This window comes from Methylocaldum szegediense (assembly GCF_949769195.1).
Lineage (GTDB): Bacteria > Pseudomonadota > Gammaproteobacteria > Methylococcales > Methylococcaceae > Methylocaldum > Methylocaldum szegediense.
This window is the reverse complement of record NZ_OX458333.1, coordinates 1,316,278-1,329,174: the sequence shown is the minus strand read 5'-3', so window position 1 is coordinate 1,329,174 and position 12,897 is coordinate 1,316,278. Positions and strand designations below refer to the sequence as shown.

Genomic DNA, 12,897 nt, shown 5'->3' with positions numbered 1-12,897 from the left:
AGCCGCTTTTACCGAAACCGGCCTCAAGCCGCGCCGTATTCATGAATTCCGCTACGCCGCCGACTCGTGGAACCGCGAACGGCGCCTCGTCACCCGCCTGGAGTTTGGCAGCCAAGCCCCCAATCCCCGCTTCGTGGTGACCCACCTTGACCTTCCGGCAGATGCCCTCTGTGACCACCACTACTGCCTCCGCGGCGAAGCGGACCCATTCGATCGGATCGAACGAGAGCGAAAGCCCCGAAGGGGTGAGCCGCAGGGAGGCGGCGAACAAAATCGGATCAAGGAAACACAACTGGACCTCTTCGGCACCGCGCTAGTTGCCACACCTTTCTCGCGAACGCGCTGCGCCTGCTGTGGGCCGCCCTCGCATATACGCTGATGCAGCGCCTGCGCGAGATCGCCCTCGCCGGCACCGAGCTGGCGCGGGCAACTGCCGCGACGATTCGGGTGAACCTGCTCAAAATCGGCGCCTCGGTGGTGCGCAATACGCGCCGCATTCCTATCCTCTTCGCCTCGCACCATCCTCTGCGCGAGACCTTCCTCACCGCCGCCCGTATCCTCGCGACCTGACCTGGCCCGAGTGCGGTCCTCGGCACGATGACAAACCAGGGGGTAAGGGGGAATTGTGTCTATTGTTCAGAAACCCGCTCCTTTTTGCCCTATTGTCTTCCTAATCGCACGCCTTTGAGCCCACCACCCTGCTACTGCAGCCCGCTAGAGGGAGTTGATGAAATATTCGGGCTAGTGCTGCATCACTTCTCGATTGACGAGTCAAATGGAAAGGAGGCCAGCCAGGGTGGCTGAGCCACGGCAGGGAGACGACGATGGCCAAGAAGTACCGTGTGACGCTAACCCCAGAGGAACGGCAAGAGTTGGAAGGACTGATTGGCAAAGGCAAGGGTGAGGCCCGGAAGCTGGCCCATGCCCGGATTCTACTGCAGGCGGACGAAGCCGAAGGCGGCCCCAAGCGCACGGATGCCGAAGTCGCATCGGTGCTGAATGTGAGCGTCCGGACAGTCGAACGGGTCCGGGAACGCTTCGTCGAACAGGGGTTTGAAGCGGCCTTGGCGCCCAAGCCCAGCGAACGGGTGTACCCCCGTCTTGTGGATGGCGCCCAGGAAGCCCGGTTAATCGCGCTGGCCTGTTCCGCGCCGCCTTTAGGCAAGACCCATTGGACCCTGCGCCTGCTGGCGGAGCGAGTGGTCGAATTGGAAATCGCGGAAACCTGTTCGCATGAAACGGTCCGGCGCGTACTCAAAAAAACGAACTCCAACCGCATCGGCGCAAGATGTGGGTGATTCCGCCCGAAGCCTCGGCCGAATTCGTCGCCCACATGGAAGAGGTGCTGGAGGTCTATCAACGGCCCTATCAACCCGAGCGGCCGGTGGTCTGTTTGGACGAGACCTTCACTCAATTGATGGGTGAAGTCCGGGAGCCGCTTCCGCCCGCACCGGGTCAGGTGGAACGCTACGACAGCGTCTATGTCCGCAATGGCGTGGCGAGCCTGTTCCTGGCCTTCGAGCCTTTGGCGGGGTGGCGCGAAGTCCAGATCACCGAGGGCCGGACCCGGAAGGACTTTGCCCAGGTCGTCCGCGACCTGGTCGATGGCCGGTATCGGGAGGCCGACAAAGTCGTACTGGTGATGGATCAGCTCAATACCCACTCGACCGCCAGCCTGTACGAGGCCTTTGCGCCCGAGGAAGCCCGCCGGATCGCCGAACGGCTGGAGATCCATCACACGCCCAAGCACGGCAGTTGGCTGGACAGGGCCGAAATCGGTTTAAGTGCCCTGGCGCGCGATCTGCCCGAGCGGGTGGGTGAGCGGGCCGATCTGGAGCAACACCTCAAGGCCTGGACCGAGCGCCGCAACCAGACCCAAGTGAAAGCCCAATGGCAGTTCACCACCAAAGAGGCCCGAATCAAACTTCGCAAACTCTACCCCACTTATGACGGGTGACAGAGCACTAGAGCGACATTCAAGCCAGGAAAGGTGCCGCTTAAATGGCCGCTTGCGTTGTCGTTACTGCATCGCTCGCTTCCGCATCTGGCGGGTCGCATCGGCTTGGGTCAGTTTGATCAGTACTATCGACAATTCGTAGAGCAACACGATAGGTGTGCCGAGTGCGATTTGCGATATCAAATCGGGCGGGGTAATGAACGCGGCGACTAGAAATATGCAGACTACTGCGTGGCGGCGGTGTTCAATCAGCGAACTTGCCGAAATCAGGCCGACTTTGGCCAAGATCATCAACAGGATAGGCAACTCAAAACAAAGCCCGAAACCAATGATCAGCTGAATGACGATGTTCAGATACTCGCTTAAGCGCGCTTCCAGCGCGACGGCAAGCGAGGATTCGCCGCCGATCGATTCGAAACTGATAAAAAACGACCAGGCCAGTGGCATTACGACATAAAAAGCCAATGTCGCACCGGCCACGAATTGAATCGGCGTCATCAAGAACAGCGGAAAGAGCGACCTCCGCTCATGGGAATAGAGACCAGGCGCCAAGAAGCGCCAGACCTGAATCAAGATCAACGGAATCGTGAAAAAAAACGCCGTAAAGCAAGACAATTTCAAATAAGTAAAGAATGCCTCGTGCAGACCGGTATAAATCATTCGGCGGTTTTCAACGATTCCGAACGCCTGTTCCAGCGGTTGCAAGAGAAACGAGTAGATTTTGTCAGCGAAGTTGTAGCTGACCGCAAATGCGGCGGCAAAAAATAACAGACAGTAAATCAGCCTTCTGCGGAGTTCGATCAAATGCGTGAGTAAAGGGGCTTTCGACAGATCTAATTCTTCGCTCATTGGTCAGGGATCTACTGAACGGCTGGATGGGAAACGCGGTGAGCGCGGACATACAAAATATTATTTGGGCGCTTCCGAGGCGGCTCTTCGCTCCGCGGCCAATTGCTTTAATTCTTGCAATTTAAGTTCGTATTTCTCGCGTCGTTTGGCATGCTCCTCGGCGCTCATAGTACCGGGAACATAGTTTTCGGGAAGATATTCCGGCAGCTTGCGTATTTCCTCCGGTACGTAGCCGACCCACGATTCCGTAGTATCGGCTCCGCTGGCGAGATCAATCTCCTTTTCCAGGGTTCCGAGGCCCATTTGCACGTCGCGGTATAACGATTTTATGCGTCTAACGATACCCCCGATTAAACGCATCAGCTTGGGCAAGTCCTTCGGTCCGACCAAGATCAAAGCCAATACACCGCAAAAAACCAGTTCCGTCCATCCTAAATCGAACATATGCCAAACCTGGTTAATCGTTTGTCGATGTGGCCGACTTTGATACGGTTTTGGGATGATCGAACTGATTCGATGCCGCGGTTCTTTCAGGTTCGTCCTCCCTTAGACCGGCCTTAAAGCTCTTGATACCTGCTGCCAGATCCGACATCAGAGCGGGTATCTTGCCCCGGCCGAACATCAGCAGGAATAAAACCGCGACCAACAACAGTTGCCAGATACTTAAACCCATCGCGCAATCCTCCGGTGCATTGTGAACGTGCATACATAAAAGCAGCCAATTGTTGCAGCATCATGACCGGGAGCATTTGCCGCAATGAGCGGACGATCGGGCACCCGGTCGATGGCTGCCAAATACCCCCTGTCTAGGCTGTAGTGCGCCTCTTGGCCCAACCTCGGAAACCTGCCAGTCCGGAAAAAAACAGCCATGCTGTAGAAGGAAGCGGGACGGCCGAAACATTGACCGCCAAGTCATATGGATAAGGTGCGGCAAACCCGAAATCGGAACCACCGACCGCGATCGTATAGATACCGGAGGTCGATAAGAATATGTCTTCCAGGCTGCTGCCGGCGAAACCGAGATTCGGGGTACCGGCAATGAAAGTACCGAATTCGAAAGTCACGGGGTCTTCGAAGCTGGCGGCATTGTCGAAGGCAAAGCCGATTGAATCGGAAACCGCGCCTCGATACACGCTGATGCCGAAATCGATTTCGGCGTCGACCGTCACGCTCAGATAGCTGGGTGTGTCGATTGTCAGCGTCCAGAAATCCACACCGTTGCCCGCGGAACTGTTCAGAACCCAACCGTCCGCAGTCGAGACGTCATCCGAAAACACGCCGCCGCCGGTGACGTCGCCGATAATGCTTGCACTGGACACCGAGGCACCCGCCAGTAACGCGACAAGACTCGCTACGCCAAGAAACGGATTCATCATTAAACTCCTCTCAAGTGGAACGCTATCGAGAAGGGAATCGCATTGCTGGCGATTCCCCTAACTTCGCTTACAGAGCGCCGTTTTCCCAAGGACCGGTAATGGCGAACGTAACGCCCGGCGTCTGGATATTGACGAACAGCCAGCGTCCGTGAAATGTTGCGCCGGCCCATTCGTTGCCTCGGAAATCGCCGGTAGGACTGGAAAGGAAGCCTGCCTTGGTTCCGGGATAAGCCGCATCGATCGCGTCGATCCAACCGGACTGAAAGGCCATCCGGTTTTCCGCGAAGGTGAATGTCTGGCCGGTTTGGGTTAACCCGACCAAGCGTTTGGGGTTTGAGCTGCCGTCCTCGCACATCAGGATCGAGCCCCTGGGGCTTACCGCGATATTGTCGGGACCGTTGACGGCGCTGCCGTCGGGCGAATTGAAGATCAATGTGCAGGTTTCCGCACGCGGGTCGTAGCAAAAAATCTGTCCCAGGCGGGCCGGGCCGCCGTCAGTCGCGCAGAAATAAATCTTGCCGTGGTCGTACCAGCAGCCTTCTCCACGGGATATGATCGCGGCATGGTTCGCTTGTGCGAAGCATTGTTCGCTCTTGGCATCGGGATCGGGAATTTCCTGCCAGGTTACGTCCCAAACGGTACCCTGGGTGGCGAATCGGGTGTCCAAGCGGGGCGTGTTGTTCAATACCATCGCATACAAGGTGCCGCCGGCTTTCAGATCGCCCCAGCTACCTTCAGGCTCGAACTTGTAGAAACCGGATGTGCCAGTGTCTTCGGTTAGGTAGACGAAGCCGGTTGCCGGATCGACCGCCGCCGCTTCGTGCGAAAAACGGCCCATTTCCCGGATCGGCTTGCCGTCCGAAATGCCGAAGCCGGGCACTTCGAACACATAGCCGTGATTGAAGCCTTGATTGCCGACCCCCCAGTTGTGAAAAGTCTCTTCGCATGACAGCCAAGTACCCCATGGCGTGGGGCCGCCGGCACAATTGCGGATCGTGCCGCCGAGGCTGTTATAGGACGATACGAACTCGCCTTTGATGATATCGAACAGCAAAGTGCTCGTGCCGCCGCCTTGCGCCGGGTTATAAACCCCGCGATTGCCGACAGGATGGGTTTTGCGGCCCGAGGTGCTGCCGACTTCATGATTTCTTACCAATGCGATCGTGTTTCCGCGCGCGGCGACTACCGCCATGCCGTCATGGAGCGAGTTCGTAATCGTTCCGTCGCTCTGCGGCTGTCCTGTCCAGCCAAACGAGATATATTCGAAACCTTCCGGCAACGCCAACAGCGGCAACCCGGTCGCTTTGCAGTTGGTCACTTGTAGCGGCCCATAGTCATCCGAAAAAGGTAACGGCGCCGCGCTGACGCGATTCGACAGTGCCGCGAAAGCAGTCGACGCGGCAACAGCCGCGCTGCCTTTTACAAAATCCCGTCGGCTAATGACGGGTTGAATGGATAGCTGATCGAAAGGAACTCGGTCCGCTAACGTGGCCGTTTGTGATTTGTTCATGAGTGTCTCCCTCTTAAATTTGTAATAGGAACGGGTTTTTTCCATTGAGTTTTCAGGGGTTAACGCTCGCTGAGCCTTTAACCCGGTCACATGATGCCGAGGCAGGATGTCAAAGCCGTTAAGGTTTGGTTACAAATCGGTAATGAACGTCTGCGGGCGGTTTCACGTCCTTTGGGACAGCATGAAATACCGCAGGAAGCTTTTCGCTCGCACCTCCGGGGCCGTCATGAACAGGTTTCCCTAGGATTCATCCGAGACTGGGATAAAACGCGAACTTCGACACCCCGCCATAACGCCCTCCATCCCCAACTGCTGTCATCCATTCGTCACCCAACCGCAATATTGGTGTCATACCGCTTCCGTAAAGTGCCGCTCCATCGAAGCACAGACGGAAGGCTTGCATGTCAGTACAAGACGCCATTTCTCTCTCGTCCCGCCCTCGCCGCTACGTCTCCGAAATTGCCCACGATACGGCGACCATCCGCGCGACCCAAGCCCTGCGCTACCACGTGTTCGTCGAAGAGATGGGAGCTCGCCTGCACTCCAGGATCGAGGGTCTCGATGATGACGAGATCGACGACTACTGCGACCACTTGTTGGTACGCGATAGCCAAACCGGAAAGATCGTCGCCTGTACCCGTCTGCTGAGCGATCTTCAGGCAGCGCGGCTGGGGCGGTTTTATTCCGAGAGTGAATTCCATCTCGACAGGGTTCTGGCTCTGCCCGGACGTTTTCTCGAAATCGGCCGCACCTGCGTCGATCCGTCCCATCGCGGCAGCGTGGTTCTAGGGACCTTGTGGAATGGACTGGCGGACTATGTCTACAACGGTCGTTTCAATTATTTGATGGGCTGCGCCAGCATCCCGCCGGGACCTCGCGGCTTCGCGGTCGACGCGGTTTACCGCCGGATCGAGCCGAGCCAGTTCGGCCCGGCCGAACTGATGGTAAAAGCAAGAAATCCGGTGCCCGAACATAAGCGCTGCGTTCAGGACGAAAGCGGCATTCCTCCTCTGTTGCGGGCCTATCTGAGGCTGGGCTGCTGGGTCCTGGGCGAGCCTTTCTGGGACGAGGACTTCGGCGTCATGGATGTATTCATCCTGCTGGACCTTTCCCGTATGCAGACCCGCTACGAGAAGCGCTTCATCGCCAGCAAGCAGGAAAATGCGTGTGCAGCGCTGGCGGCAGTGGTTTAGGGTTCTGGCGGTCGCCGCCATGTTCGCGGCAGGCATCGTAGCCGTCAGCGTGCTCATGCCGGCAGCGCGGATCTTTCTGGCGGGGAGGCGGGCAACCCAATGGAACGATGCCATCATGGTGACCTGGAATCGCGCCGTTTGCCGGATTCTCAATCTGCGTCTCCACATCCACGGTCGGCCCGATCCGCTCGCCGGGTTGATCGTCGCCAACCACGTTTCTTGGCTGGACATCATCGCTATCGGCGCGCAAGGCCCCTGTTTGTTCATCGCCAAACGTGAAGTCGCCGACTGGCCCGTTCTCGGCTATCTCGCGAAACGAATCGGCACGCTCTTCGTTCAACGAGGCGATGCCGCGCAGAGCGCAGTCGTGGCCGAGCGGATGGTATGGCAGTTACGTCAGGGCAAACGGCTCGTGTTGTTCCCGGAAGGCACAACTTCCACGGGCAACCGGGTGCTGCGCTTCCACGGCAAGCTGTTCCTCCCTGCGCAGCGGGCGAGAGTCCGCGTCCAGGCGGTCGCTCTACGTTATGAGGGCGAAGCGGCGCGGTGCGCTCCGTTTGTCGGGGATGACGCGTTTCTACCGCACCTCCTCGGCATCCTCAAGCTCGATCGGATCGATCTTGATTTGCGCTATTGCCCTACCGTTCCTCCTGGACCAGGACCGAACGAGTTGGCGCAGACCACTCGTCGCCAGATCGCTACCGCGCTGGGTGCCGAGGCTCCGTCACGCTGGCTGGGCATCATGACTTCGTAACCGCTTCGTCACGGCGCTTTTAAGAAGCGCGAATTTAGGTCTTCGCTCGTTTCAACCGCTGCAAGGGCAATCCATGAAGCTTAAATACCGTACCGTTTGGATTTCCGACGTACATCTAGGGACGAGGGGCTGCAAGGATGAATATCTCCTCGATTTTCTGCGGCACATCGAATGCGAACGCCTTTATCTGGTGGGCGATATCATCGATTTCTGGAAGCTCAAGAGCGGTGTTTACTGGCCCCGCCTGCACAACGAGATCGTCCGCACCGTCATGGCGATGGCGGCTCGGGGCACACGGGTGATTTACATTCCGGGCAACCACGACGAAATCTTCCGCGGCTATATCGGCACGGTGTTCAACGGCATCGAGATCCACGCCAGCGCGGTCCACGAGACGGCGACCGGACGCCGGCTTCTGGTGCTGCATGGCGACGAGTTCGACGGCGTGGTCTGCTCCAGCCGCTGGCTGGCGGTTTTGGGCAGCGGTGCCTACGACTTTCTGATCGAGGTTAACCGCTGGTTCAATCATGTCCGCCGCATTCTCGGTTTTCCGTACTGGTCGATGTCGGCCTACGTCAAGCACAAAGTGAAGAATGCGGTGAACTTCATCTTCGATTTCGAACGGGTACTGATCCACGAGGCCCATGAACAGAATCTGGACGGCGTGATTTGCGGCCATATCCATCACGCCACCATTCGAACGACCGAGCACGGCACACTGTACGGAAACTGCGGCGATTGGGTGGAAAGTTGCACGGCTCTGGTGGAAAGCCATGCCGGAGCACTGTCCGTCATCCGCTGGCTGGAAGAAAGCACCCAACTCCTGGAGGACTCCGCGCTTGAAACTCGCGCTGATAACGGACGCCTGGCTACCACAAACTAACGGCGTCGTCACCACGCTCCGCGCGGTCTGCAATGAATTGAACGCCATCGGACACTCAGTCGAAACCTTTACGCCGGACCTGTTTCGAAACTGGCCCTGTCCAGGTTATCCCGAAATCCGGCTGGCGCTGGGCTGCGGACCGAAACTCCGCACCCGGCTCGACCGCTTCGAACCCGACGCCATTCACATCGCCACGGAAGGCCCGCTCGGACTGACCGCCCGGCGTTATTGCAAGCAGCGCGGGCTTCCTTTCACGAGTTCTTTCCATACCCGCTTCGCCGAGTACATTCACCTTCGCACCGGTCTGCCGCTCTCGGTCGGCTATGCCTATTTACGCTGGTTTCACAGCGAGAGCGTACGCGTGATGGCGGCGACCCCTGCCTTGCTGGAAGAACTGAAGGCACGGGGCTTCAAGAATCCGGTCTTGTGGTCGCGCGGCGTGGACACGGAATTATTCCGTCCCCGAAGCAAAGACTTTCTCCCGGATGCCCACCCGGTGATGCTCTACGTCGGGCGGGTGGCCATCGAAAAGAACATTGAGGCGTTCCTCGAACTGGATATACCCGGTACCAAGTACGTCGTCGGCGACGGGCCGCAACGGCAGGAACTGGAACGCAAGTACCCCGAGGTACACTTCGTCGGTTACAAGTACGGAGAGGAACTGGCACGCTATCTCGCGGCCGCCGACGTCTTCGTTTTTCCTAGCCGGACCGACACCTTCGGTCTGGTCATGCTGGAGGCACTGGCATCCGGTGTTCCGGTGGCGGCATTTCCGGTGGAAGGTCCCAAGGACGTGATCTTGAGCCGGCGGGTCGGCTGTCTGGACGAATACCTCAAGAAAGCGATTACCGAGGCACTGCAACTCGACCCCGAAGACTGCCGCCGATACGCTCTCCAATATTCCTGGCGCGACTGCGCCCTACAGTTCGAGCGTTATCTCGCCCGCATTCCCAAGAATGGACCGCGTTCGGCGGCATGGTGGCAGCGATCTTCCTGATTTCCGAGCATCGTCATCATTTCTTCATTTTTTCGTCACGGAACCGTCATCCATCCCAGCTAACGTGTTGCAACAAGCACAGGAGATCAGCGTGCCATGAAGCTAATGCAGGCGACAAAAACCTACGACGTCGATCTGTTCCTCTGGGTTACACGACGGAGATCCCAACGCATCCTGGTAAGCGGCGCGCAACGCGTGTCCTACAACAGCGACTGTCACTTGTACCTGATCCCCGGATTAGCCCTGACCTTAAACGGAAAGCCCGCCGAATTGGCTTTGCTAGCCTGTCCGCTAGCGGTTTTCGCGATCGAACGGCCACTTTATTTCTTCCTCAAAAATCTGTGCCGCCGCAATCCGCCTCAGACCGAGCCCAAACATCCCGAGCTTCGTCATTCCGTCCGACCACACCTCGGCGGCGTTCTTCGCGGCAATCTTGCTGAGTTTTTTGCGAGGCCCTCGCGCCTCTCGCGATCACCTCACCGGTGCCAATGGACATGGCGCGAGTCGTGCTCGGCGTCCAATCCCCCACCGGCACGCTGGTCGGCGCGCCGATGGGAATCCTATTGTCTTTCTTGAGTTTAGAGATCCAGCTTACGTGAAAGTGTTCTATGGCGTTCAGGCTACCGGCAATGGCCACATCACCCGAGCACGAGTGCTCGCGCCCAAGCTCAAGGAGGCCGGAGCCGAGGTCACTTACTTGTTTACCGGCCGCCCTTGGGAAAAGCTGTTCGAAATGGATATCTTCGGCGACTACCAATGGCGTGCCGGACTCACCTTCGAAACCAAGGCCGGCGGTATGCGTTACCTCAAAACCGCCTTCCGCAACAATCTCGCGACCTTCGTCCGCGACGTCAAGACACTGGACTTGAGCCCATACGACGTCGTCATCAGCGATTTCGAGCCGGTCACCGCCTGGGCCGCACGCCTCCAAGGCATCAAGACCGTCGGCATCGGCCATCAGTATGCGTTCGCCTACGACATCCCCAAAGCGGGGGCGGATATTCTGGGACGCCTGGTACTTCGGTATTTCGCCCCGGTCACGGTCGCTTTGGGCGTGCACTGGCATCATTTCCACCATCCCATTCTCCCGCCCATCATCGAGACCGAGTTCGAACCGGCCGAGGTCCAGCCGGACAAGATCGTCGTTTACCTACCCTTCGAAGACGTGAACCAGGTCGTACGGTTGTTGAAACCGTTCCGCCACCACCAGTTCCACATCTACAGCTCGACTATGGCGGATGAACGCCATCCACGGCCCGGACACATCCAGATCAAGCCGCTTTCCCGCAAGGGATTTCAGCGCGACTTCGCCGAGGCTGCCGGGGTCATTTGCAACTCCGGATTCGAATTGACCAGCGAGGCGCTCCATCTCGGCAAGAAGCTTCTGGTGAAGCCGCTGCGCGGTCAGATGGAACAACTCTCCAACGCGCTCGCCCTGGAGGTCCTGCAACTCGGACAAGTGATGCAAAGCTTGGACGGCCACACGATCGAGGTCTGGTTGCAACAAAGTCGAGCCACACAGGTCTCTTATCCCGACGTGGGTCGAGCCATCGTCGACTGGTTGATGCAAGGTGACCTCAGGGTCGACAAGTCCTGGGTGGACGGCATTTGGAACCGGGTCCATAAAATCGAGGCGTAATTTCGAGCCGTGGAGGGTAAGAGCACTCAAGGCCGGAGTCTTTTCGTCACGCTCCTACGGCAAACCAGGCTTGGCGGAAACGGAATCCACTTGTTCAGAGCTTCCCTAAAACGTCTTGATCCCGACGATCACGAAGGCCGCCATCGCCCCCACGGATATCGCAAGGGCAGCGGCGCTGCGCTTCCTAAGGACGAATTCCGCACCGTAAAGCACCACCGCCGATTGAATCGCCAGTTTGGCGAAGTTCACCTCGTCGAAGACCGGCAGGTTGGCCGCTGCCAGCAAGATCGCTAGGACCAGAAAATCGGACGGTGTGACGGAAAAGTAATCGGGTCTCGCGAAACGCACGCCCACGGCGGTGACGCCCGCCAAGACCAGGAAGAAATATTTCAGCCCCTGGTGCCAAGCGTGTCGTTCCATGATGGCGGAAAGCTCGATCGAATAAATTACCAGGATGACGCAGGCATAAATCACGAAGCGCTCGATCCATCGGGCGATCGACAGCCGCAAGAGGCGGGCGGCCAGCCACGTCGAGAGACTCACGGCGACGAAATACCTGATGTCGGGCGCCAACTCCTTGGCCGTCACGCTGCCGGTGATCAAGAATCCGGTAATGAGCAGGCTCAATATCCGACCTGGGATTTCGTCGAGCCTCACTCGGTCGCGAAGACGTTTCAGAAAGCCGGTTAACGGTGACACGCCGCGACGCAAGCGCCAGCCCGTGATTCGCGCGAGCGGATAAAACAGGACGATCGCCGCGCTCAGACCGAGATAGAGCGCGGCGATCAGCCAAAGCGACTCGTACCTCAGCAGATAAGCGGAGATCACGAAGAGGGACTGAATGGCGTATATGGCCAGTACCGCTTCGTATTGATCGAATCCCAAGGCCAGCAGCTTATGATGAAAATGATTCTTGTCGGGCTTGAACGGTGAGCGGCCTTCGGCGATCCGTTGCCCCATCACCATCAGAGTGTCGATGATGGGCAGTCCCAGGATCGGCAGGGCGAGTCCCGGCGTGACTGCCGTGTTCACATGCTCGGTCAGCATCAGCGCCAGCACGCCCAGGCTGAAACCGAGAAACTGGCTGCCGGTGTCGCCCATGAACACCATGGCCGGGTGGGTGTTGTAGCGGAGAAAGCCGAGCGTCGCGCCGATGATCGCGAGACTGATGAAAACCAGTTCATCGCCTTCCGCGAGATCGGCCAGAAACGCGATGCAGGCGAGGCTGAGAAGGCTAAGACCGGCGGCGAGGCCGTCCAGCCCGTCCGCCAGATTGGTGGCGTTGGTCGCTCCGAGCAGAAAAAAAACGGTCAAAGGATAGGAAACCAGCCAGGGTATCTCGCTGTTTTCGAACCCGGGCAAACGCTCGACTGCCAGCCCGCCGAGCCCGACCACCACGGCAATCGCCAAGAGTTGCCCGGCGAATTTGATGCGGTAATCGAGATCGACGCGGTCGTCCCACAGGCCGAAAGCGGCGATCACGCCGACGCCGTACAGAAACATCTCGCAGCTTCGGCTCAAATCGAGCCAAACCAGCACCGAAACGACCGCGCCGATGACCATGCCGATGCCGCCGATCCGGGGAATCGCCGCGCGGTGAATCTTGCGCCCGTCCGGCAGGTCCACGAACCCCAAGCGGGGCGCCAGCCGCATGAACATCGCGACCAGTACCATCGTGACGAATAGAGCGGTGAGGAAGACGACAAAATGAACCATAAACCTGCGATCCGCATCGCCCC

At 58.4% G+C, this 12,897-nt stretch carries 13 protein-coding genes and 1 pseudogene; 8 read left to right on the top strand and 6 right to left on the bottom strand.

Features of this window, described 5'->3' with window-relative positions:
- Window positions 1-7 precede the first annotated feature (7 nt).
- Together QEN43_RS05575 and QEN43_RS05570 are read left to right on the top strand one after the other, a co-directional pair.
- Window positions 8-570 (top strand): annotated as a pseudogene (locus QEN43_RS05575) (transposase); the annotation flags it as partial.
- 254 nt (window positions 571-824) lie between these two features.
- Window positions 825-1,957 (top strand): IS630 family transposase gene (locus tag QEN43_RS05570; protein WP_156912635.1). Its coding sequence is split into 2 segments (ribosomal slippage): window positions 825-1,257 and window positions 1,257-1,957, totalling 1,134 coding nucleotides; the frame shifts between segments, so codons are not numbered across the junction.
- A 63-nt stretch (window positions 1,958-2,020) separates the two neighbouring features.
- Here the strand turns inward: QEN43_RS05570 and tatC are convergent.
- From tatC to QEN43_RS05545, 5 genes are all read right to left on the bottom strand, one after another.
- Window positions 2,021-2,806 carry a twin-arginine translocase subunit TatC gene (tatC, locus tag QEN43_RS05565; protein ID WP_317963798.1) on the bottom strand — a complete coding sequence of 262 codons (786 nt, stop codon included), beginning with the start codon at window positions 2,804-2,806 and terminating at the stop codon, window positions 2,021-2,023.
- A gap of 60 nt (window positions 2,807-2,866) precedes the next feature.
- Window positions 2,867-3,250, bottom strand: a complete 384-nt coding sequence (locus QEN43_RS05560; protein ID WP_026609046.1) for a Sec-independent protein translocase subunit TatA/TatB — start codon at window positions 3,248-3,250, stop codon at window positions 2,867-2,869.
- 13 nt (window positions 3,251-3,263) lie between these two features.
- A complete protein-coding gene (gene tatA, locus QEN43_RS05555) occupies window positions 3,264-3,479 on the bottom strand; it encodes a twin-arginine translocase TatA/TatE family subunit (RefSeq protein WP_026609045.1) in 216 nt (71 codons plus the stop codon).
- Window positions 3,480-3,612: 133 nt separating this feature from the next.
- The gene (locus tag QEN43_RS05550) at window positions 3,613-4,179 is read right to left on the bottom strand and encodes a hypothetical protein (protein WP_026609044.1); all 567 of its coding nucleotides are present in this window, start codon (window positions 4,177-4,179) and stop codon (window positions 3,613-3,615) included.
- A 70-nt stretch (window positions 4,180-4,249) separates the two neighbouring features.
- Entirely contained in the window at window positions 4,250-5,692 is a 1,443-nt protein-coding gene (locus QEN43_RS05545) for an alkaline phosphatase PhoX (RefSeq protein WP_317963797.1), read from the bottom strand.
- A gap of 401 nt (window positions 5,693-6,093) precedes the next feature.
- On the opposite strand from QEN43_RS05545, the gene QEN43_RS05540 reads away from it, so the two are divergent.
- The 6 genes from QEN43_RS05540 to QEN43_RS05515 all read left to right on the top strand — a co-directional run bounded on the left by QEN43_RS05540 (window position 6,094) and on the right by QEN43_RS05515 (window position 11,158).
- Complete coding sequence (locus QEN43_RS05540) at window positions 6,094-6,885, top strand: GNAT family N-acetyltransferase (protein ID WP_317963796.1); 792 nt, start codon at window positions 6,094-6,096, stop codon at window positions 6,883-6,885.
- On the top strand, window positions 6,854-7,639 hold the full coding sequence (locus QEN43_RS05535; RefSeq protein WP_317963795.1) for a lysophospholipid acyltransferase family protein: 786 nt from the start codon (window positions 6,854-6,856) through the stop codon (window positions 7,637-7,639). Before QEN43_RS05540 ends, QEN43_RS05535 begins: the two co-directional genes overlap by 32 nt.
- A gap of 73 nt (window positions 7,640-7,712) precedes the next feature.
- Window positions 7,713-8,522 carry a UDP-2,3-diacylglucosamine diphosphatase gene (locus tag QEN43_RS05530; protein WP_026609041.1) on the top strand — a complete coding sequence of 270 codons (810 nt, stop codon included), beginning with the start codon at window positions 7,713-7,715 and terminating at the stop codon, window positions 8,520-8,522.
- A complete protein-coding gene (locus QEN43_RS05525; protein WP_317963794.1) occupies window positions 8,479-9,519 on the top strand; it encodes a glycosyltransferase family 4 protein in 1,041 nt (346 codons plus the stop codon). The genes QEN43_RS05530 and QEN43_RS05525 overlap by 44 nt, the downstream gene beginning before the upstream one ends.
- A 96-nt stretch (window positions 9,520-9,615) precedes the next feature.
- Window positions 9,616-10,095, top strand: coding sequence for a hypothetical protein (locus QEN43_RS05520; protein ID WP_317963793.1), 480 nt, complete (start codon window positions 9,616-9,618; stop codon window positions 10,093-10,095).
- A 19-nt stretch (window positions 10,096-10,114) separates the two neighbouring features.
- A complete protein-coding gene (locus tag QEN43_RS05515; protein WP_026609039.1) occupies window positions 10,115-11,158 on the top strand; it encodes an MJ1255/VC2487 family glycosyltransferase in 1,044 nt (347 codons plus the stop codon).
- Between the two features lie 105 nt (window positions 11,159-11,263).
- On the opposite strand, the gene QEN43_RS05510 is transcribed toward QEN43_RS05515, so the two are convergent.
- Window positions 11,264-12,874, bottom strand: coding sequence for a glycosyltransferase family 4 protein (locus tag QEN43_RS05510; RefSeq protein ID WP_051331401.1), 1,611 nt, complete (start codon window positions 12,872-12,874; stop codon window positions 11,264-11,266).
- Window positions 12,875-12,897: the final 23 nt, after the last annotated feature.

What these genes read in the sequence shown, in the direction of transcription:
- tatC (WP_317963798.1), bottom strand. Translation starts at nt 2,806, where the DNA reads ATGAGCGAAGAATTAGATCTGTCGAAAGCCCCTTTACTCACGCATTTG.
- QEN43_RS05560 (WP_026609046.1), bottom strand. Translation starts at nt 3,250, where the DNA reads ATGTTCGATTTAGGATGGACGGAACTGGTTTTTTGCGGTGTATTGGCT.
- tatA (WP_026609045.1), bottom strand. Translation starts at nt 3,479, where the DNA reads ATGGGTTTAAGTATCTGGCAACTGTTGTTGGTCGCGGTTTTATTCCTG.
- QEN43_RS05550 (WP_026609044.1), bottom strand. Translation starts at nt 4,179, where the DNA reads ATGAATCCGTTTCTTGGCGTAGCGAGTCTTGTCGCGTTACTGGCGGGT.
- QEN43_RS05545 (WP_317963797.1), bottom strand. Translation starts at nt 5,692, where the DNA reads ATGAACAAATCACAAACGGCCACGTTAGCGGACCGAGTTCCTTTCGAT.
- QEN43_RS05540 (WP_317963796.1), top strand. Translation starts at nt 6,094, where the DNA reads ATGTCAGTACAAGACGCCATTTCTCTCTCGTCCCGCCCTCGCCGCTAC.
- QEN43_RS05535 (WP_317963795.1), top strand. Translation starts at nt 6,854, where the DNA reads ATGCGTGTGCAGCGCTGGCGGCAGTGGTTTAGGGTTCTGGCGGTCGCC.
- QEN43_RS05530 (WP_026609041.1), top strand. Translation starts at nt 7,713, where the DNA reads ATGAAGCTTAAATACCGTACCGTTTGGATTTCCGACGTACATCTAGGG.
- QEN43_RS05520 (WP_317963793.1), top strand. Translation starts at nt 9,616, where the DNA reads ATGAAGCTAATGCAGGCGACAAAAACCTACGACGTCGATCTGTTCCTC.
- QEN43_RS05510 (WP_051331401.1), bottom strand. Translation starts at nt 12,874, where the DNA reads ATGGTTCATTTTGTCGTCTTCCTCACCGCTCTATTCGTCACGATGGTA.